The organism is Streptomyces malachitofuscus (assembly GCF_055571035.1).
This window is the reverse complement of sequence record NZ_JBVIGA010000004.1, coordinates 37,629-56,712: the sequence shown is the minus strand read 5'-3', so window position 1 is coordinate 56,712 and position 19,084 is coordinate 37,629. Positions and strand designations below refer to the sequence as shown.

General features: G+C 72.7%; 16 protein-coding genes. 15 read left to right on the top strand and 1 reads right to left on the bottom strand.

Features of this window, described 5'->3' with window-relative positions:
- Positions 1 to 235: 235 nt before the first annotated feature.
- From ACZ44S_RS06915 to ACZ44S_RS06890, 6 genes are all read left to right on the top strand, one after another.
- Positions 236 to 559, top strand: a complete 324-nt coding sequence (locus tag ACZ44S_RS06915; protein ID WP_003977346.1) for an integration host factor — start codon at positions 236 to 238, stop codon at positions 557 to 559.
- Positions 560 to 596: 37 nt separating this feature from the next.
- A complete protein-coding gene (gene gmk, locus ACZ44S_RS06910) occupies positions 597 to 1,154 on the top strand; it encodes a guanylate kinase (protein WP_466925300.1) in 558 nt (185 codons plus the stop codon).
- A gap of 76 nt (positions 1,155 to 1,230) precedes the next feature.
- Positions 1,231 to 1,503 carry a DNA-directed RNA polymerase subunit omega gene (gene rpoZ / locus ACZ44S_RS06905; RefSeq protein ID WP_004933985.1) on the top strand — a complete coding sequence of 91 codons (273 nt, stop codon included), beginning with the start codon at positions 1,231 to 1,233 and terminating at the stop codon, positions 1,501 to 1,503.
- Between the two features lie 122 nt (positions 1,504 to 1,625).
- Positions 1,626 to 2,828, top strand: a complete 1,203-nt coding sequence (gene coaBC, locus ACZ44S_RS06900) for a bifunctional phosphopantothenoylcysteine decarboxylase/phosphopantothenate--cysteine ligase CoaBC (protein ID WP_466925297.1) — start codon at positions 1,626 to 1,628, stop codon at positions 2,826 to 2,828.
- A gap of 236 nt (positions 2,829 to 3,064) precedes the next feature.
- The gene (gene metK / locus ACZ44S_RS06895; protein ID WP_466925295.1) at positions 3,065 to 4,273 is read left to right on the top strand and encodes a methionine adenosyltransferase; all 1,209 of its coding nucleotides are present in this window, start codon (positions 3,065 to 3,067) and stop codon (positions 4,271 to 4,273) included.
- Between the two features lie 316 nt (positions 4,274 to 4,589).
- Positions 4,590 to 6,737, top strand: a complete 2,148-nt coding sequence (locus tag ACZ44S_RS06890) for a primosomal protein N' (protein ID WP_466925293.1) — start codon at positions 4,590 to 4,592, stop codon at positions 6,735 to 6,737.
- An 80-nt stretch (positions 6,738 to 6,817) separates the two neighbouring features.
- Here the strand turns inward: ACZ44S_RS06890 and ACZ44S_RS06885 are convergent, their stop codons facing one another.
- Positions 6,818 to 7,378, bottom strand: a complete 561-nt coding sequence (locus ACZ44S_RS06885) for a hypothetical protein (RefSeq protein WP_466925292.1) — start codon at positions 7,376 to 7,378, stop codon at positions 6,818 to 6,820.
- Between the two features lie 266 nt (positions 7,379 to 7,644).
- On the opposite strand from ACZ44S_RS06885, the gene fmt reads away from it, so the two are divergent.
- From fmt to ACZ44S_RS06840, 9 genes are all read left to right on the top strand, one after another.
- Complete coding sequence (gene fmt, locus ACZ44S_RS06880; RefSeq protein WP_466925289.1) at positions 7,645 to 8,577, top strand: methionyl-tRNA formyltransferase; 933 nt, start codon at positions 7,645 to 7,647, stop codon at positions 8,575 to 8,577.
- A 67-nt stretch (positions 8,578 to 8,644) separates the two neighbouring features.
- The gene (locus tag ACZ44S_RS06875; RefSeq protein WP_466925286.1) at positions 8,645 to 10,063 is read left to right on the top strand and encodes an RsmB/NOP family class I SAM-dependent RNA methyltransferase; all 1,419 of its coding nucleotides are present in this window, start codon (positions 8,645 to 8,647) and stop codon (positions 10,061 to 10,063) included.
- A gap of 315 nt (positions 10,064 to 10,378) precedes the next feature.
- The gene (rpe, locus tag ACZ44S_RS06870; protein WP_466925284.1) at positions 10,379 to 11,065 is read left to right on the top strand and encodes a ribulose-phosphate 3-epimerase; all 687 of its coding nucleotides are present in this window, start codon (positions 10,379 to 10,381) and stop codon (positions 11,063 to 11,065) included.
- 78 nt (positions 11,066 to 11,143) lie between these two features.
- Positions 11,144 to 12,187, top strand: a complete 1,044-nt coding sequence (locus ACZ44S_RS06865; protein WP_190166983.1) for a sugar-binding domain-containing protein — start codon at positions 11,144 to 11,146, stop codon at positions 12,185 to 12,187.
- A 233-nt stretch (positions 12,188 to 12,420) separates the two neighbouring features.
- Positions 12,421 to 13,863, top strand: a complete 1,443-nt coding sequence (locus tag ACZ44S_RS06860) for a GuaB1 family IMP dehydrogenase-related protein (RefSeq protein ID WP_466925955.1) — start codon at positions 12,421 to 12,423, stop codon at positions 13,861 to 13,863.
- 277 nt (positions 13,864 to 14,140) lie between these two features.
- Complete coding sequence (locus ACZ44S_RS06855; protein ID WP_466925280.1) at positions 14,141 to 15,622, top strand: amino acid permease; 1,482 nt, start codon at positions 14,141 to 14,143, stop codon at positions 15,620 to 15,622.
- Positions 15,623 to 15,632: 10 nt separating this feature from the next.
- Positions 15,633 to 16,085, top strand: a complete 453-nt coding sequence (locus ACZ44S_RS06850; protein ID WP_033275118.1) for an Lrp/AsnC family transcriptional regulator — start codon at positions 15,633 to 15,635, stop codon at positions 16,083 to 16,085.
- Positions 16,086 to 16,124: 39 nt separating this feature from the next.
- Positions 16,125 to 16,865, top strand: a complete 741-nt coding sequence (locus ACZ44S_RS06845) for a hypothetical protein (RefSeq protein ID WP_466925278.1) — start codon at positions 16,125 to 16,127, stop codon at positions 16,863 to 16,865.
- Complete coding sequence (locus ACZ44S_RS06840) at positions 16,865 to 19,060, top strand: bifunctional polysaccharide deacetylase/glycosyltransferase family 2 protein (protein ID WP_466925275.1); 2,196 nt, start codon at positions 16,865 to 16,867, stop codon at positions 19,058 to 19,060. The genes ACZ44S_RS06845 and ACZ44S_RS06840 overlap by 1 nt, the downstream gene beginning before the upstream one ends.
- Positions 19,061 to 19,084: the final 24 nt, after the last annotated feature.

Genomic DNA, 19,084 nt, shown 5'->3' with positions numbered 1-19,084 from the left:
TGGTCGTCGCACTCTGGATACACCCTCAAATCCGGGGCAGTATGTCTTAAATGTCCGGCCTGGCGGAGGCTGACCAGGACTTTTCCGCAGTTCTCGCTGACTCTGACGGAGTTGGCCGCTAGTCTCCGACGGAGAGTGAACGGGCGACGGTGTCGCTCGTGGCTCCTCAGGTGTGGGGCGACTAGGTTCCTCACCGGTCCGTATCCGACAGTTCGACATCCGAGGTGACGTAGGCGTGGCTCTTCCGCCCCTTACCCCTGAACAGCGCGCAGCCGCGCTCGAAAAGGCCGCCGCGGCTCGCCGGGAGCGGGCCGAGGTCAAGAATCGACTCAAGCACTCCGGCGCCTCCCTTCACGAGGTCATCAAGCAGGGCCAGGAGAACGACGTCATCGGCAAGATGAAGGTCTCCGCCCTGCTGGAGTCCCTGCCGGGCGTGGGCAAGGTCCGCGCCAAGCAGATCATGGAGCGACTGGGCATCTCCGAGAGCCGCCGCGTGCGGGGTCTCGGTTCCAACCAGATCGCCTCCCTGGAGCGCGAGTTCGGCAGCACCGGCTCCTGAGTCCCGGGCACTACGGGATTGCTGGAATAATCGCTGCATGACTGAACGTCCGCGGCTGACCGTGCTCTCCGGCCCCTCCGGGGTCGGCAAGAGCACGGTCGTCGCCCATATGCGCAAGGAACACCCCGAGGTCTGGCTCTCGGTGTCGGCGACGACCCGGGGGCCCCGCCCCGGGGAGCAGCACGGAGTCCACTACTTCTTCGTCACCGACGAGGAGATGGACAAGCTGATCGCCAACGGCGAGCTGCTGGAGTGGGCCGAGTTCGCCGGGAACCGCTACGGCACGCCCCGCGCGGCGGTGCTGGAGCACCTGGAGGCGGGTGTGCCCGTGCTGCTGGAGATCGACCTCCAGGGCGCGCGGCAGGTCCGCGAGTCCATGGCCGAGGCCCAGCTGGTGTTCCTGGCTCCTCCCTCCTGGGAGGAGCTCGTGCGCAGGCTCACGGGCCGGGGGACCGAGTCGGCCGACGTCATCGAACGCCGGCTCGGTGCCGCGAAGATCGAACTGGCGGCCGAGCCGGAGTTCGACACCACCCTGGTCAACACCTCCGTCGAGGACGTGGCCCGCGAGCTGCTAGCCTTGATGAACGTCGTGTGATCGTGAGCGACCGTCAAGCGGTCCACTCACCGGTCGTCTCGCGACTGAATCTTTCCCATCCATCGGAAGGTAGAGCGTGTCCTCTTCCATCTCCGCGCCCGAGGGCATCATCAACCCGCCGATCGACGAGCTCCTCGAGGCCACGGACTCGAAGTACAGCCTCGTGATCTACGCGGCCAAGCGGGCCCGCCAGATCAACGCGTACTACTCGCAGCTCGGCGAGGGTCTGCTCGAGTACGTCGGTCCCCTCGTCGACACCCACGTCCACGAGAAGCCGCTCTCGATCGCCCTGCGCGAGATCAACGCGGGACTGCTGACCTCCGAGGCCGTCGAAGGCCCCGGCCAGTAATCGGTCAGTTCGTCGTACCAACAGCTTGCAGCTGACTTTTCCACAGGCCCGGCAGTACACCTGCCGGGCCTGTGGTGTCTCATGGGGGTTGGTTGCACGTTTCCGAGGTCCGGGGAGAGACGGTGGACAAGCCCAAGGTCGTTCTGGGGGTCAGTGGCGGTATCGCCGCGTACAAGGCCTGTGAGCTGCTCAGGCGGCTGACCGAGTCGGGGCACGACGTGCGGGTCGTCCCCACCGCCTCGGCCCTGCACTTCGTCGGCGCCGCCACCTGGTCCGCCCTCTCCGGCAACCCGGTCTCCACCGAGGTCTGGGACGACGTCCACGAGGTGCCGCACGTCCGCATCGGGCAGCACGCCGACCTGGTGGTCGTCGCCCCGGCCACGGCCGACATGCTGGCCAAGGCCGCCCACGGGCTGGCCGACGACCTCCTCACCAACACCCTGCTCACCGCCCGCTGCCCGGTGGTCTTCGCCCCCGCCATGCACACGGAGATGTGGGAGCACCCGGCCACCCAGGACAACGTGGCGACGCTGCGCGCCCGGGGCGCCGTCGTCGTCGAACCGGCCGTCGGACGTCTCACCGGCGTCGACACGGGCAAGGGCCGGCTGCCCGACCCGGGGGAGATCTTCGAGGTCTGCCGTCGGGTGCTGGCCCGCGGGGTCACCGAACCCGACCTCAAGGGCCGGCACGTCGTCGTCAGCGCCGGAGGCACCCGCGAGCCCCTCGACCCGGTCCGCTTCCTCGGCAACCGCTCCTCCGGCAAGCAGGGATACGCCCTCGCCCGCACCGCCGCCGCCCGGGGCGCCCGTGTGACGCTGATCGCGGCCAACACCGCACTGCCCGACCCCGCCGGGGTGGACGTCGTCGCCGTCGGCACGGCAGTCGAGCTGCGCGAGGCCGTCCTCACCACCGCCGTCGACGCGGACGTGGTGGTCATGGCCGCGGCCGTCGCCGACTTCCGCCCGGCGGCCTACGCGACGGGGAAGATCAAGAAGAAGGACGACCGGGAACCGGAGCCCATCACCCTGGTGCGGAATCCGGACATCCTCGCCGAGATCTCCGGCGACCGGGCGCGGCCCGGACAGGTGATCGTGGGCTTCGCCGCGGAGACCGACGACGTGCTCGCCAACGGTCGCGCCAAGCTGAAGCGCAAGGGCTGCGATCTGCTCGTGGTGAACGAGGTGGGGGAGAGCAAGACCTTCGGCGCGGACGAGAGCGAGGCAGTGGTACTGGGCGCGGACGGCAGCGAGACCCCCGTCGCGCACGGCCCGAAGGAGACCCTGGCCGAAACCGTCTGGGACCTGGTGGCCGACCGGCTTGGATGAGTGATTCAGTCGCCTGCGGCTCCGCAAACCTTCGCCCGCGAGGGTGTGGCGCCTCTGGCGAACCTGGCCCGGCCCGGAGAGAATGCCCGTGCCGCAGGTCACAGCGCTCTCGCGAGACGAGACAGGGGGACCCGTGGCGAAGCGCGACCGATAAACTGTTCCACGGACGGCGTCGGGTGCAGCCCCCGCCGTCCGCCAATGATCAGCCAGCAGCCGCTGCAACCCCAGGGAGCGTTGTGTCCCGTCGTCTGTTCACCTCGGAGTCCGTGACCGAGGGTCACCCCGACAAGATCGCTGACCAGATCAGCGACACCATCCTCGACGCGCTGCTCCGCGAGGACCCGGCCTCCCGGGTCGCCGTCGAGACCCTGATCACCACCGGCCTGGTGCACGTGGCCGGCGAGGTCACCACCAAGACGTACGCGGACATCGCGACGCTGGTGCGCAACAAGATCCTTGAGATCGGCTACGACTCCTCGAAGAAGGGCTTCGACGGCGCCTCCTGCGGCGTGTCGGTGTCGATCGGCGCGCAGTCCCCGGACATCGCGCAGGGCGTCGACGCCGCCTACGAGGCCCGCGTCGAGGGTGACGACGACGAACTGGACCGGCAGGGCGCCGGTGACCAGGGCCTGATGTTCGGCTACGCGACGGACGAGACGCCGACGTTGATGCCGCTCCCGGTCTTCCTCGCGCACCGGCTGTCGAAGCGCCTGTCCGACGTGCGCAAGAACGGGACCATCCCCTACCTGCGCCCCGACGGCAAGACCCAGGTCACCATCGAGTACGACGGCGACAAGGCCGTCCGCCTGGACACCGTGGTCGTCTCCTCGCAGCACGCGAGCGACATCGACCTGGAGTCGCTGCTCGCGCCCGACATCCGAGAGTTCGTCGTGGAGCCGGAGCTGAAGGCGCTCCTGGACGAGGGCATCAAGCTGGACACCGAGAAGTACCGGCTGCTGGTGAACCCCACCGGCCGGTTCGAGATCGGCGGCCCGATGGGTGACGCGGGCCTGACCGGCCGGAAGATCATCATCGACACCTACGGCGGTATGGCCCGCCACGGCGGCGGCGCGTTCTCCGGCAAGGACCCCTCCAAGGTGGACCGCTCGGCGGCGTACGCGATGCGCTGGGTCGCCAAGAACGTCGTCGCCGCGGGTCTCGCCGCCCGCTGCGAGGTGCAGGTGGCCTACGCGATCGGCAAGGCCGAGCCGGTCGGCCTGTTCGTGGAGACCTTCGGCACCGCCAAGGTCGACGTGGAGAGGATCGAGCGGGCCATCGACGAGGTCTTCGACCTGCGTCCGGCCGCCATCATCCGCGACCTGGACCTGCTGCGCCCGATCTACGCCCAGACCGCCGCCTACGGCCACTTCGGCCGTGAGCTGCCCGACTTCACCTGGGAGCGCACCGACCGCGTCGACGCCCTGCGCAAGGCCGCGGGGCTGTAACCCACGCCGCCCCTCCCGATGCCCGGCACCCCCTCCCCAGGGGGCGCCGGGCATCGGCGCGTACCGGGCACGCCGCATATTCCGGTGCGGCGCCGCACGGCCGCGCCCTACCCTCGCAGTGCGGCGGCGCCGCGGCCCGGTGCGAAGGGCACGGATCCTTCCGGGTGACGACCCTCGCAGGTTCGAATCCTGCTGCCGGTCCCGGACCGGTATGGCCGAGCGGCCCAAGGCAGAAGCGCCTTCGGGCGTATCTCCGTACCCGAGACCGATCTCGGGCCCGGCGCCGCTGTCGGTGGCGTTTGGTAAGAATGCAAGCGTGAGCAGCGACAACGGACCCGCGGAGGGCGGCGCGGAGAGCGCCCCGCCCGAGCAGCTCGCGCTCATCCGGGAGAGCGTGCGCAAGGCCGCCGCGCCCCGGGCCAAGCCGCGCACCTGGCGGGGTGCCGCGCTCGCCAAGGACCTGCCCGTCGCCCGGGTCCTGGTCGACAAGGGAGTGCTCCACCTCGACCGCTACTTCGACTACGCCGTGCCCGAGGAGCTCGACGCCGACGCCCAGCCGGGCGTCCGGGTCCGGGTGCGGTTCGGCGCCGGCCGGCACCGGGTGCGCGAGGGCCGGCGCGAGGGCGGCGGGCTGATCGACGGATTCCTCGTCGAACGGCTCGCCGAGTCCGACTACGCCGGGCCCCTGGCGGCACTGGCCCAGGTCGTCTCCCCCGAGCGGGTGCTCGACGAGGAACTGCTGGCCCTCGCCCGCGCCGTCGCCGACCGGTACGCGGGCAGCCTCGCCGACGTGCTCCAACTCGCCGTGCCGCCGCGCAGCGCCCGCGCCGAGAAGCGGTCCTCACCCGCCCCTCAGCCCCCGCCCCCGGCGCCCGCACCGGGCTCCTGGGAGCGGTACGAGCAGGGCCCCGCCTTCCTGGAGTCACTGGCCGCCGGCGGCGCCCCCAGGGCCGTGTGGAACGCGCTGCCCGGCCCGCAGTGGAGCGAGGAACTCGCCCGGGCCGTCGCGGCGACCCTGGCCTCCGGACGCGGCGCGCTGGTCGTCCTGCCCGACGGACGGACCGTCGCCCGCGTGGACGCCGCCCTCACCGCATTGCTGGGGGAGGGGCGGCACGCGGTCCTCACCGCCGACGCCGGCCCCGAGAAGCGGTACGCGCAGTGGCTCGCCGTACGGCGGGGATCCGTGCGGGCCGTCATCGGGACGCGGGCGGCGATGTTCGCGCCGGTGCGCGACCTCGGCCTGGTCGCCGTCTGGGACGACGGCGACGACAGCCACAGCGAGCAGCACGCCCCGCAACCGCATGCCCGCGAGGTGCTGCTGCTGAGGGCGGCGCAGGACAAGTGCGGCTTCCTGCTCGGCAGCTGGAGCTGCACCGTGGAGGCCGCCCAGCTGGTGGACACCGGATGGGCACGACCGCTGGTCGCGGGGCGGGAGCGGGTACGGGCGGCCGCGCCGCTGGTGCGCACCGTGGGCGACCAGGACCTCGCGCGCGACGAGGCGGCCCGCGCGGCCCGGCTGCCGACGCTCGCCTGGCAGGCCGTCCGGGAGGGACTGCGGAACGGACCGGTCCTCGTCCAGGTTCCCCGGCGGGGATACGTGCCGCGGATGGCGTGTGCCCACTGCCGCGCCCCGGCGCGCTGCCGGCACTGCTCCGGGCCGCTGGAGGCGCGGGGATCCGACGATCTGCTGTGCGGATGGTGCGGCCGCGAGGAGAACGGCTGGCACTGTCCCGAGTGCGGCGGTTTCCGGCTGCGGGCCCAGGTCGTGGGGGCGCGCCGCACCGCCGAGGAGCTGGGCCGGGCCTTCCCGGCCGTTCCGGTGCGGACCTCGGGCCGCGAGCACGTGCTGGACACGGTGCCGGGGGCGCCCGCGCTGGTGGTCAGCACACCCGGGGCGGAGCCGGTGGCCGAGGACGGGTACGCCGCGGCGCTGTTGCTGGACGGGTGGGCGATGCTGGGCCGGCCCGATCTGCGGTCCGGGGAGGACGCGCTGCGCCGCTGGATCGGCGCCGCGGCGCTGGTCCGTCCCCAGTCGGCGGGGGGCACGGTCGTGGTGGTCGCGGAGCCGACGCTGCGGCCGGTGCAGGCGCTGGTGCGGTGGGACCCGGTCGGGCACGCGGTGCGGGAACTGGCCGAGCGGGGGGAATTGGGCTTCCCACCGGTGTCGCGGATGGCAGCGGTGTCGGGGCCGGGCGAGGCGGTGACGGAGTTCCTTCAAACGGTCGAATTGCCGGCGCGGGCGGAGATCCTCGGCCCGGTACCCCTGCCGGTCACCGCGGCGGGCCGCCCGCGACGCCCGGGCGCACCCCCGCCCGGGGAGCACTGGGACCGGGCACTGATCCGGGTGCCCCCCGGCCACGGCGCCGCGCTGGCCGCAGCGCTCAAGGCGGCGCAGGCGGCCCGCATGGCCCGGGGCGGCGGCACCCCCGTATGGGTCCGGATCGACCCGCTCGACATCGGCTGAACCGCGCTCACCGTCCCGGGGGCGGACGCGCCCCGCCCTCCCGGGCGGTGCGTCCGGGAGGGCGGGAAAGGGGCGGCGGTTCAGCCGTTGCGGGGAGCGGGGAAGACCGCGGGGCGGGACTCGTCGCGCAGGGACGGGCTGCCGGCCGTGGGCTGGGTCGGCATGGAGCGGGCGGCGGGGACCGTCGGCACCGTGGTGACACCGGCACCCACATTGACCGTGCGGGTGCCCGACGACTCCGGCGTGCACTCGGCTTCGGCGGTTGCGGTGGCGGCCGACGTCTGGGCGGCGGCCGCACGACGGGCGCCGTAACGGCGGTGCACCGCCTGCTTGGTGACTCCGAGCGCGGAGCCCACCGCGTCCCACGAGAAGCCCAGCGAGCGGTCGAAGTCCACGGCGGCGGTGACCAGGGTCTCGACACTGTCCCGCAGCTCCTGGGCGAGACGGACCGTCGGGGCGGGGGCGCGTCCGTAGACGACGAAGCCCGTGGAGGGGCCGGAGCGCCGCGGGCGGTAGACGTTGCCCAGCTGGGCGGTGAGGGTGCGCAGTGCGTCCACCTGCCGGCGGACCCGCTCGATGTCCCGCACCAGCAAGTGCAGGCTGGCCCGAGCCTGGGCGTCGTGGGTTGCGTGGTCGGCCATGAACAAGCCTCTCGAACCGGCGTTGAAAGGAATGAGCCCGTTTCGGGGCCCGTGGTCAACTCTTTCTTGACCAACGCGTGGGCGCGCCACGGGTCACGGGGTGGGGGCGTGGCGGCATATGCGTACGCCCCCGCGCAGATGTGCCCCGGCGTTCGCCGTTCGGGTTCCTCGCCGTCGGCGGCCGTCCCCGTGTGGGGGTGCGGCCCCGGCCCATAGACTGGTGCGCTGTCCCTGGACGCCCCCGCCCGAGAGGCCCTACGCACCCCATGAAGCTCGTCTTCGCCGGTACCCCCGAGGTCGCCGTTCCCTCCCTGGACGCTCTTCTCGCCTCCGGGCGGCACGAGGTGGCGGCCGTCGTCACACGGCCCGACGCGCCCGCCGGACGCGGGCGCAGGATGGTCGCCTCTCCCGTCGCCGAGCGGGCGGAGGAGGCCGGGATCGAGGTGCTGAAGCCGGTCAGGCCCAAGGACCCCGCCTTCCTCGAGCGGCTCAAGGAGATCGCGCCGGACTGCTGCCCCGTCGTGGCCTATGGCGCCCTGCTGCCCCGGGCCGCCCTCGACATCCCGGCCCGGGGCTGGGTCAACCTGCACTTCTCGCTGCTGCCCGCCTGGCGCGGCGCCGCGCCCGTGCAGCACGCCATCATGGCCGGCGACGAGATCACCGGCGCCGCCACCTTCCTCATCGAGGAGGGCCTCGACTCCGGACCCGTCTACGGCACCGTCACCGAGGAGATCCGCCCCACCGACACCAGCGGCGACCTGCTCACCCGGCTCGCCTTCGCCGGCGCCGGCCTGCTCGCCGCGACCATGGACGGCCTCGAGGACGGCACCCTGAAGGCCGTACCGCAGCCCGCCGAGGGCGTCAGCCTGGCCCCCAAGGTCACCGTCGAGGACGCCCGCGTCGACTGGGACACCCCGGCGCTGCGCGTGGACCGGGTGGTGCGCGGCTGCACGCCCGCGCCCGGTGCGTGGACCACCTTCCGGGGCGAGCGGCTGAAGATCGTCCAGGCCGCGCCCGTACCGGACATGACCGAGCTCGCGCCGGGGCAGCTGTCCGTCGGCAAGAACAACGTGTACGTGGGCACCGCCTCGTACGCCGTCGAACTGCTGTGGGTTCAGGCGCAGGGCAAGAAGCCGATGCGGGCGGCGGACTGGGCGCGCGGGGCGCGGATCACCGCCGGGGAGACCGTCGGCGCCTGACGCCGCGGCGATCGCCACGACGTAGGCTGGACCGCGCACTTCACCTCACCTCCGGAGCACCTTTTTCGTGAGCGACCAGCCCCGTCGGCCCCGCAAGCCCGCCAAGCCCTACCGCCGGCCCAAGAAGGACCCCGTCCGCATCCTCGCCTTCGAGGCCCTGCGGGCCGTGGACGAGAGGGACGCGTACGCCAACCTCGTCCTGCCCCCGCTGCTGCGCAAGGCGCGTGAGGGCGGCGACTTCGACGCCAGGGACGCCGCCCTCGCCACCGAGCTGGTGTACGGCACCCTGCGCCGCCAGGGGACGTACGACGCGGTCATCGCGGTCTGTGTCGACCGGCCGCTGCGCGACGTGGACCCGCCGGTGCTGGACGTGCTCGGCCTCGGCGCGCACCAGCTGCTCGGCACGCGGATCCCGACGCACGCCGCGGTGTCCGCCACCGTGGAACTGGCCCGGGTGGTGCTCGGCGACGGACGGGCCAAGTTCGTCAACGCGGTGCTGCGCAGGATCGCGCAGGACGATCTCGACGGCTGGCTGGAGCGGGTCGCGCCGCCCTACGACGAGGATCCCGAGGACCACCTCGCGGTCGTGCACTCGCACCCCCGGTGGGTCGTCTCCGCGCTGTGGGACTCCCTGGGCGGTGACCGTGCCGGCATCGAGGAGCTGCTGCGGGCGGACAACGAACGGCCCGAGGTGACGCTCGTCGCCCGCCCCGGCCTGGCGACGACGACCGAACTGCTCGACGAGGAGGCCGCCGTTCCCGGCCGCTGGTCGCCCCACGCGGTGCGGCTGACCGAGGGCGGGGAGCCGGGCGCCGTCCCGGCCGTGGCCGAGGGCCGGGCCGGTGTCCAGGACGAGGGCAGTCAGCTGGTCGCCCTCGCGCTCGCCGACGCCCCCGTCGAGGGCCGTGACCGGCTGTGGCTCGACGGGTGTGCCGGGCCCGGCGGCAAGGCCGCACTGCTCGGGGCGCTCGCCGCCGAGCGGGGCGCCGTGCTGCTGGCCTCCGAGAAGCAGCCGCACCGGGCCGGGCTGGTGGCGAAGGCACTCGCCCGGAACCCCGGGCCGTACCAGGTCGTCGCCGCCGACGGGACACGCCCCGCGTGGCGCCCCGGAAGCTTCGACCGCGTGCTGGTCGACGTGCCGTGCACCGGTCTTGGCGCCCTGCGGCGACGGCCCGAGGCCCGCTGGCGGCGCCGCCCGGAGGACCTGGACGGCTTCGCACCCCTCCAGCGAGGACTGCTGCGCACCGCCCTGGAGTCCGTGCGGGTCGGCGGTGTCGTCGGCTACGCCACCTGTTCGCCGCACCTCGCGGAGACCCGGGCCGTGGTCGCCGACCTCCTCAAGCAGTTCCCGGCCGCCGACCTGATCGACGCCCGGCCGCTGCTGCCCGGCGTGCCGGACCTGGGCGAGGGCCCCGACGTCCAGCTCTGGCCCCACCTGCACGGAACCGACGCGATGTACCTGGCCCTCATCCGCCGCACCGGCTGACGACCCGCCCGGCGCGACCGGCCCGACGCGCCGGGCATGATCGGCCTGCCCCGGGCAGGGCGGGATCGGGCGGCCGCACGGGGCGGCGTCTGCCGTGTGCCCGGGGCAGGTGTCTCCTGCCGGGCGACGGCTGTTCGGCGTGACGGGCTGGGTGGATCGGCCGGTACCTGCCCGGCGAGGCCGGGGACAGGAGGGGCGTTCCGGGGTGGGAACCGGCCGGGGTGCGGGTCCGTCGTGTGGACGTGGCCGTCCGCGGTGGGGTCCGGCACGTGGACCGGTGCGGGCAACCCCCGCGGGACATGACAGTCTTGGTACATGGCCCCGCAGATCAGCCCCAGCATCCTGTCCGCCGACTTCGCCCGCCTCGCGGACGAGGCGAAGGCGGTCGAGGGAGCCGACTGGCTCCACGTCGACGTCATGGACAACCACTTCGTCCCGAACCTCACGCTCGGCGTGCCGGTCGTGGAGTCGCTGGCCCGTGCGACCGACACCCCGCTGGACTGCCATCTGATGATCGAGGCCCCCGACCGGTGGGCGCCCCAGTACGTGGAGGCCGGGGCCGGCTCCGTCACCTTCCACGTCGAGGCGGCCACCGCGCCCGTGCGGCTCGCCCGGGAGATCCGGGCCAAGGGCGCCCGCGCCTCCATGGCGCTGCGGCCGGCCACCCCCATCGAGCCGTACGAGGATCTGCTGCCCGAGCTGGACATGCTGCTGATCATGACGGTTGAACCCGGCTTCGGCGGGCAGGCGTTCCTCGACATCATGCTGCCGAAGATCCGCCGCACCCGTGAGCTGATCCGCAAGCACGGGCTGGAGCTCTGGCTCCAGGTCGACGGCGGTGTCTCGGCCTCCACCATCGAGCGGTGCGCGGACGCCGGCGCCGATGTCTTCGTCGCGGGTTCCGCCGTGTACGGGGCATCGGACCCGGCAGAGGCGGTACGTGCATTGCGCAACCAGGCGGAGGCCGCGACGGCCAAGGCATCGTGGGCATGCGACCACTGAGCGTCAGGAACATGAACGGCGCCCGGCAGGGCTGATCGACCGCGCCGGATCTGCAAGGATGAACGGCGAATCCAGAGTGTGAACAGCAGTGAGGAGATCGCCGTGTCGGGTATGTCGGCGGGCCGGTCAGCCATGCGGATGGGACCCGCTGAGCTGGTGCAGGCGGCGGCCATGGCCCGCCGCTTCTACCTCGAGGGCAAGTCCAAGATCCAGATCGCCGAGGAGTTCGGCGTCAGCCGCTTCAAGGTGGCCCGGGTCCTGGAGACCGCCCTCGAGCGGGATCTCGTACGGATCGAGATCCGTGTGCCGGCCGAGCTGGACGCCGAGCGCTCCGACGCGCTCCGCGCCCGCTACGGGCTCAGGCACGCCGTCGTGGTCGAGTCCCCGGCCGAGGCCGAGGAGACGCCCGACCCCGAGAACCTGGGAGAGGTGGCCGCCGACCTGCTCGGCGAGCTGGTCAACGAAGGAGATGTGCTGGGTCTGGCCTGGGGCCGGTCCACCATCCACATGGCGGCGGCCCTGGACCGGCTGCCGCCCTGCACCGTCGTGCAGCTGACGGGTGTGTACGACGCCGGGACCGCCGAGCGCGGCTCGGTGGAGGCGGTGCGGCGCGCCGCGCAGGTGTCGGGCGGCGACGCCCACCCCATCTACGCGCCGATGCTGCTGCCCGACGCGGCCACCGCGGAGGCGCTGCGCCACCAGACCGGGATCGCGCGGGCCTTCGAGTACTTCGACAAGGTCACGGTCGCCTGTGTCTCCATCGGCTCCTGGGAGCCGGGCATCTCGACCGTGCACGACATGCTCAGCGACGAGGAGCGGGCGCACTACGCCTCCCTCGGCGTCGCCGCGGAGATGTCCGCGCACCTCTTCGACGCCGAGGGACGCCGGGTCGGCCGGGACCTCGGAGAGCGGTGCATCACCGTGAAGACGGACCAGCTCCGCCGGGTCCCCGAGGTCGTCGCGATCGCCGGCGGACAGCGCAAGGGGCCCGCGATCGACGCCGTACTGCGCTCCGGTCTCGTCACCAGTCTGGTGACGGACACGTCGGCCGCGGACTACCTGATGACGGCGGGGCCGACCCCGCGCTCCGCCCTCAACCGCGCGGACCCCGACGGCGCCTGACGGCGGCCGACGCGTGCGGACAGGGCCCGTCCCGGCACCGGTGACGGTGCCGGGACGGGCCCTGTCCCCTTCCGCGCGGCGGCTCTAGGAGGATTCTCCGAGCAGGGCTCCGACCGGCTTGGACGATGCTCCCGGGGATGGCGTTCCGGTCGACATGGGACAATGAAGTACGTGCTCTTCCCCCTGGCTGACCTGTCCGGGGGCCACCTCTGATCGACTGGGATGTGCAGCACGTGCGTTTCCTCAACGACATCCAGCCCGCGTACGACCTGACGTACGACGACGTCTTCATGGTGCCGAGCCGCTCCGCGGTCGGCTCGCGGCAGGGCGTGGACCTCAGCTCCCCGGACGGCACGGGCACCACCATCCCGCTCGTCGTCGCCAACATGACCGCCATCGCAGGCCGTCGCATGGCCGAGACCGTGGCGCGCCGCGGCGGGCTCGTCGTCATACCGCAGGACATCCCGATCGAGGTCGTGACCGAGGTCGTCTCCTGGGTGAAGGGCCGCCACCTGGTCCTGGACACCCCGATCGTGCTGGCACCGCACCAGACCGTCGCCGACGCGCTCGCCCTGCTGCCCAAGCGCGCCCACAACGCGGGCGTCGTCGTCGACGACGGACACCGGCCGGTCGGCGTGGTCACCGACGCCGACCTCTCCGGCGTGGACCGCTTCACCCAGCTCGAGGAGGTCATGTCCAAGGACCTCATCCTCATCGACGCCGACATGGACCCGCGGGAGGCCTTCAACACCCTCGACGCCGCCAACCGGCGCTACGCGCCCGCCGTGGACCGGGACGGCCGCCTGGCCGGCATCCTCACCCGCAAGGGCGCCCTGCGCGCCACCCTGTACACCCCGGCCACCGACGCGCAGGGCAGGCTCCGCATCGCCGCCGCCGTCGGCATCAACGGCGACGTGGCGGGCAAGGCGAAGCAGCTGCTCGAGGCGGGCGTGGACGCGCTCGTCATCGACACGGCACACGGCCACCAGGAGTCGATGATCAGCGCGGTCAAGCTGGTGCGCGGACTCGACCCGCAGGTCCCCGTCGTCGCCGGCAACATCGTCTCCGCCGAGGGCGTCCGCGATCTGATCGAGGCCGGCGCGGACATCGTCAAGGTCGGTGTCGGCCCCGGAGCCATGTGCACCACCCGCATGATGACCGGCGTCGGCCGGCCGCAGTTCTCCGCCGTCCTGGAGTGCGCCGCCGAGGCGAGGAAGTACGGCAAGCACGTCTGGGCCGACGGCGGTGTCCGGCACCCGCGCGACGTCGCGATGGCGCTCGCGGCCGGTGCGTCCAACGTGATGATCGGCTCCTGGTTCGCCGGGACCTACGAGTCCCCGGGCGACCTCCAGCACGACGCCGACGGCCGCCCCTACAAGGAGTCCTTCGGCATGGCCTCCGCACGTGCCGTGCGCAACCGCACCTCCGAGGAGTCCGCCTACGACCGCGCCCGCAAGGCGCTGTTCGAGGAGGGCATCTCCACCTCCCGGATGTTCCTCGACCTGGACCGCCCCGGCGTGGAGGACCTGATCGACTCGATCATCGCGGGCGTCCGCTCCTCCTGCACCTACGCCGGTGCCGGCTCGCTGGAGGAGTTCACCGAGAAGGCCGTCGTGGGCATCCAGAGCGCCGCCGGCTACGCCGAGGGCAAGCCCCTCCACGCCAGCTGGAGCTGACGGCCACCGTCCACCGCCGCCCCCACCGATCCCGCCCCGGGACGGTGGGGGATGCAACGGACGAAAGCCCTCGCGCAACGAAGACACGCGTCCCCGCCGGTAACGCAATGATCTTGCGGAGGTGCGCAAGGTTGCTGCATTTCAGGAGCAACGGCAAACCTCGTAGGGTTACGCGCTGTACGTGGTGCGGCGGGGACCCCGCTCGACGGGTCCCGGCTGTCGCGGGACGCCGTCGGTCCCTGCCGCGGAAGACCGGCAGCGACGAAGGAGTCAGCGCGTGCTCGACCAAGGCGCACCCCCGCACAACGGAAGTCCCGCCGCCCCGCAGTCCCCGGGGGTCGGCGCGCGCCTCATGCGCCGCAAGCCCGTGGAACGCCTGGTCGCCGAGGGTGGCCAGGGCGAGGGCGGCTCGCTGCGCCGCTCCCTGGGGCTGTGGCAGCTGACCATGATCAGCATCGGTGCCACCCTCGGCACCGGCATCTTCGTCGTGCTCGGCGAGGCCGTCCCCAAGGCCGGGCCGGCCGTCACGCTGTCCTTCGTCATAGCCGGCCTGACGGCCCTCTTCTCCGCCCTCTCCTATGCCGAACTGGCGGGCACCATCCCGGTCTCCGGTTCCTCCTACTCGTATGCGTACGCAACGATGGGCGAGCTGATCGCCTGGGTCTGCGGCTGGTGCCTGATGCTGGAGTACGGCGTGTCGGTGGCCGCCGTCGCCGTCGGCTGGGGCGAGTACCTCAACGAACTGCTCGACGGCACCATCGGCGTCACCATCCCGGCCGCCCTCTCCGCCCCGCCCGGCGACGGCGGCGTCTTCAACCTGCCCGCGCTGATCGTCGTCCTGCTCGCCATGGCGTTCCTGATGGGCGGCGCCCGCGAGTCCGCCCGCGCCAACACCATCATGGTCGTCGTGAAGATCGGCGCCCTGGTGCTGTTCTGCGCCATCGGCGTCCAGGGCTTCCGCTCCGGCAACTACGAGAACTTCATGCCGCTCGGCATGGCCGGCGTGAGCGCCGCGGGAGCCACCCTCTTCTTCTCGTACATCGGTTTCGACGCCGCCTCCACCGCCGGCGAGGAGGCGAAGAACGCCCAGCGCGACCTGCCCCGCGCCATCCTGCTGTCGCTCGCCATCATCACCGCGCTGTACGTCCTGGTCGCCGCCGTCGCCGTGGGCGCCAAGCCCTGGCAGCAGTTCACCGACTCGGAGGCCGCGCTCGCGCAGATCATGAGCGAGGTCACCGGCCAGACCTTCTGGGGCACCCTGCTGGCGTTCTGCGCCGTCATCGCCATCGCGAGCGTCGTCCTGACCGTCCTCTACGGCCAGACCCGCATCCTGTTCGCCATGTCCCGGGACGGGCTCGTGCCCAAGGCGTTCGCCAAGGTCAGCCCGAAGACCGGCACGCCCCGCACCAACACCCTGATCGTCTCCGTCTTCTGCGGCGTGCTCGCCGCGGCCATCCCGCTCGGCCAGCTCGCCGACGCCACCAGCATCGGCACGCTGTTCGCCTTCGCGCTGGTCAACGTGGCCGTCGTGGTGCTGCGCCGGACCCGTCCGGACATGCCCCGCACCTTCCGGGTGCCGCTGTCGCCGGTGCTGCCCGCGGTCGGCTTCGCGTTCTGCGTGTGGATGATGGGCAGCCTGTCCACCGTCACCTGGGTGGTCTTCGGTGTCTGGATGGCCGTCGGGCTCGTGTTCTACTTCCTGTACGGCTATCGCCGTTCCCGGCTCGCCGCCGCACCGGCCACATCAGAAGCGAAGTGAACCACCCGCAGTGCTGAACGATCTCGACGAACGCATCGTGCACGCCCTGGCCGAGGACGCCCGCCGCTCCTACGCGGACATCGGCCAGCTCGTCGGCCTGTCCGCGCCCGCCGTGAAGCGGCGGGTGGACCGGCTGCGCGCCACCGGGGCCATCACCGGATTCACCGTACGGGTGGATCCCGCGGCCCTCGGCTGGGAGACGGAGGGGTTCGTCGAGATCTACTGCCGCAGCAACACGTCACCGGAGACCATCCAGCGGGGACTGGAGCGCTACCAGGAGGTCGTCGCCGCCTCCACCGTCACCGGCGACGCGGACGCGGTCGCCCAGGTCTTCGCCTCCGACATGCGGCACTTCGAGCGGGTCCTGGAGCGCATCGCGGGCGAGCCGTTCGTCGAGCGGACCAAGTCGGTGCTGGTGCTGTCCCCGCTGCTGCGGCGGTTCTCCTCGGGGTCACCCACGTAGGCAGGGCCGTACCGGCGTACGCGGCGTTACGCTGGCCTCATGCGGAATCAGGATGATTCCGGACACAACGGGGTCGGTTCGTCGGCTGATCCGAACCTCCCCGTGTTCGTCGACTCCACCGGCAGGCGCGCGCGGATCCTCCGGCGCACCGGGTACGGCGTGGCCGGAACGGCGGCCGCGTATCTGGCCGTTCTGGCGCTGAGCCTCATGGGGGCGACGCCCTTCGCGCCGGGCGCCCTGCTGCCGCCCCTGCCCGGAGAGGCCACGGCCCCTGCGGTGCCGGAGCGGGAGGGCCCGGGCGAGGAGACCCTGCCGCCCAGCGGCGTTCTCGACCCCGGGCGGATCGCTGCCGGAGACGCCGGGACGGCCGTGGGTCCGGGGGCCTTGCTGGTTCCGCCGTCCACGTCGTCCGGGGGCTCGGTCCTCGGCCCGGCGGCTCCTCTCGCCCCCGGTGATCCGGTGCCGTCGGATCCGGCGGGACCGGGATCTCCTCCTGCGGGGGATGCGCCGTCTTCGGATGAGCCCGACGCGCCGTCTACGGACGAGCCCGACGCGCCCGCTCCGGATGAGCCCGACGCGCCCGCTCCGGATGAGCCCGACGCGCCCGCTCCGGATGAGCCCGACGCGCCCGCTCCGGATGAGCCCGACGCACCGTCTCCGGACGAGCCCGACGCGCCACCGCCCGGCACTGGCGACGACCCGGCGCCTCCGTCGTCCCCGGATGATCCGCCTGCGGGGACAGATGATCCGCCCGCCCCCGAGGCCCCGCCGGCGACGTGATGGGCAGGCGTCCCCACTCGCCGGTCCACCCCCCACCGACGGCCCTCGGACCACGACGGGACCGGGCGCCCCTGCCCTCCCGCCACCGCTTCCGCGTCGTCGTTCCGCTCCTCCTCCTGGCCTTCGTCCTCTCCGTGCTGCTGGCCCAGGGGTACACGACCCGCACCTTCTCCGGCGATCAGGAGGGGCGCACCGGGCAGCCCACCGCCGGGCAGCCCACCGCCGGGGTGCCCCGCGCCGTCACCGACGGCGGCCCGGTCCTGGACACCACCCGCGACCGCCTCAACACCTACCGCGCGCCCGACCGGACCGTGGTCCTCACCTTCGACGACGGCCCCGACCCCGTATGGACGCCACGCATCCGGGCCGTCCTCGACCGGCACGGCACACCCGGCACCTTCTTCGTCACCGGACAGCAGGTGGTCCACCACCCCGGGATCCTGCGCGACGTCATCCGCTCCGGTCACGAGATCGGCGTGCACACCTTCTCCCACCGGGACCTGTCCACCCGGTCCGAGAGCGACATCGACCGCGAGCTGGCGCTGACCCAGCTCGCCCTCGCCGGGGCCGCGGGCGTCAACAGCTCGCTCCTGCGCATGCCCTACTCCTCCACCACCTCCGCCCTGGACGGGGCGGACTGGTCCGCCGCACGGCACCTGGGCGACAAGGGCTACATCCTCGCCTTCATCGACCAGGACACCAAGGACTGGCAGCGCCCGGGGGCCCGCGCGATCGCGGACGCGGCCACCCCGAGCGCGCCGGGCCGCGGCACGATCGTCCTCCTGCACGACGCGGGAGGGGACCGGTCCCAGACCGTCGCTGCCCTCGACATCCTGATCCCCAGGCTCCAGGCCGAGGGCTACCGCTTCACCACCCTCGCCGACGTCCTCGGCACCGACAGCCTCACCAGCCGCGTCGACACCGGCACCCTGTGGAAGGGGCGCGTCTTCGTGGCCGCCGTGAGCGTGTCCGGGGCGGCGATGGCCGTCCTCGGCGTGCTGCTGCTGACCGTCGGCATCCTCGTCCTCGGACGGTGCGCGCTGCTGCTGGTCCTCGCCCGCCACCACGCCCGCCGGCGGCCGCCGGCGTACCCGGGTGCATCCGTGACACGCCCGGTCAGCGTCGTCGTACCCGCGCACAACGAGAGCCTGTGCATCGCCAAGACCCTCCGTTCTCTCGCGGCCGGCGACCACCCCGTCGAGATCATCGTCGTGGACGACGGCTCGGACGACGGCACCGCCGACATCGCCGAGTCGCTCGGACTCGACACGGTCACCGTCGTGCGGCAGCCGAACCGCGGCAAGGCCTCCGCCCTCAACACCGGCGTCCAGTGGGCCTCCCACGACCTCGTCGTCATGCTCGACGCGGACACGGTCTTCGCCCCCTCGACCGTGCGACGCCTCGTCCAGCCCTTCACCGACCCGGCCGTCGGCGCCACCGCGGGCAACGCCAAGGTCGGCAACCGCCGCGGGCTGCTCGGGCGTTGGCAGCACATCGAGTACGTCATGGGCTTCAACCTCGACCGCCGCATGTACGACCTGCTGCGCTGCATGCCCACGATCCCCGGCGCCGTGGGTGCCTTTCGCGTCACGGCCCTGCGGGACGCCGGGACGATGAGCGGCGACACCCTCGCCGAGGACACCGACATCACCATGGCCCTGCACCGGGCCGGGTGGCAGGTCCGCTATGCCGAGGACGCCCTCGCCTGGACCGAGGTGCCGGCCTCGCTGCGGCAACTGTGGCGACAGCGCTACCGATGGAGCTATGGCACCATGCAGGCCGCCTGGAAACACCGGCACGCGCTGGTCGAGCGCGGCCACGCGGGGCACTTCGGGCGCCTCGGCCTGCCGCTGCTGGCCGTGTTCCAGATCCTCACCCCGCTCCTCGCCCCGCTCATCGACCTGCTGACCGTCTACGGCCTGCTGTTCGGCGACCCGCTCATCACGATGCTCGCCTGGACCGGCGTGCTGGCCGTGCAGACCCTCTGCGCGGCCTACGCCTTCCGCCTCGACGGGGAGAGCCTCCGGCCGCTGTGGGCGCTCCCGCTGCAGCAGATCGTCTACCGCCAGCTCATGTACCTCGTGCTTCTCCAGGCCTGCCTCACCGCGGTCAACGGCTACCGGCTGCCCTGGCAGCGTCTGAAGCGCAGCGGTGACGTGGTGCTGCCGCCCGCGATTTCTGCGCGGGGACGGTGAGCGGTGGGTCAGCTGGAAATGCTG

Excerpts from the sequence above, each read along its gene's own strand:
- ACZ44S_RS06845 (WP_466925278.1), top strand. The coding sequence starts at position 16,125 with ATGCGGAATCAGGATGATTCCGGACACAACGGGGTCGGTTCGTCGGCT.
- gmk (WP_466925300.1), top strand. The coding sequence starts at position 597 with ATGACTGAACGTCCGCGGCTGACCGTGCTCTCCGGCCCCTCCGGGGTC.
- fmt (WP_466925289.1), top strand. The coding sequence starts at position 7,645 with ATGAAGCTCGTCTTCGCCGGTACCCCCGAGGTCGCCGTTCCCTCCCTG.
- rpe (WP_466925284.1), top strand. The coding sequence starts at position 10,379 with ATGGCCCCGCAGATCAGCCCCAGCATCCTGTCCGCCGACTTCGCCCGC.
- ACZ44S_RS06885 (WP_466925292.1), bottom strand. The coding sequence starts at position 7,378 with ATGGCCGACCACGCAACCCACGACGCCCAGGCTCGGGCCAGCCTGCAC.
- ACZ44S_RS06840 (WP_466925275.1), top strand. The coding sequence starts at position 16,865 with ATGGGCAGGCGTCCCCACTCGCCGGTCCACCCCCCACCGACGGCCCTC.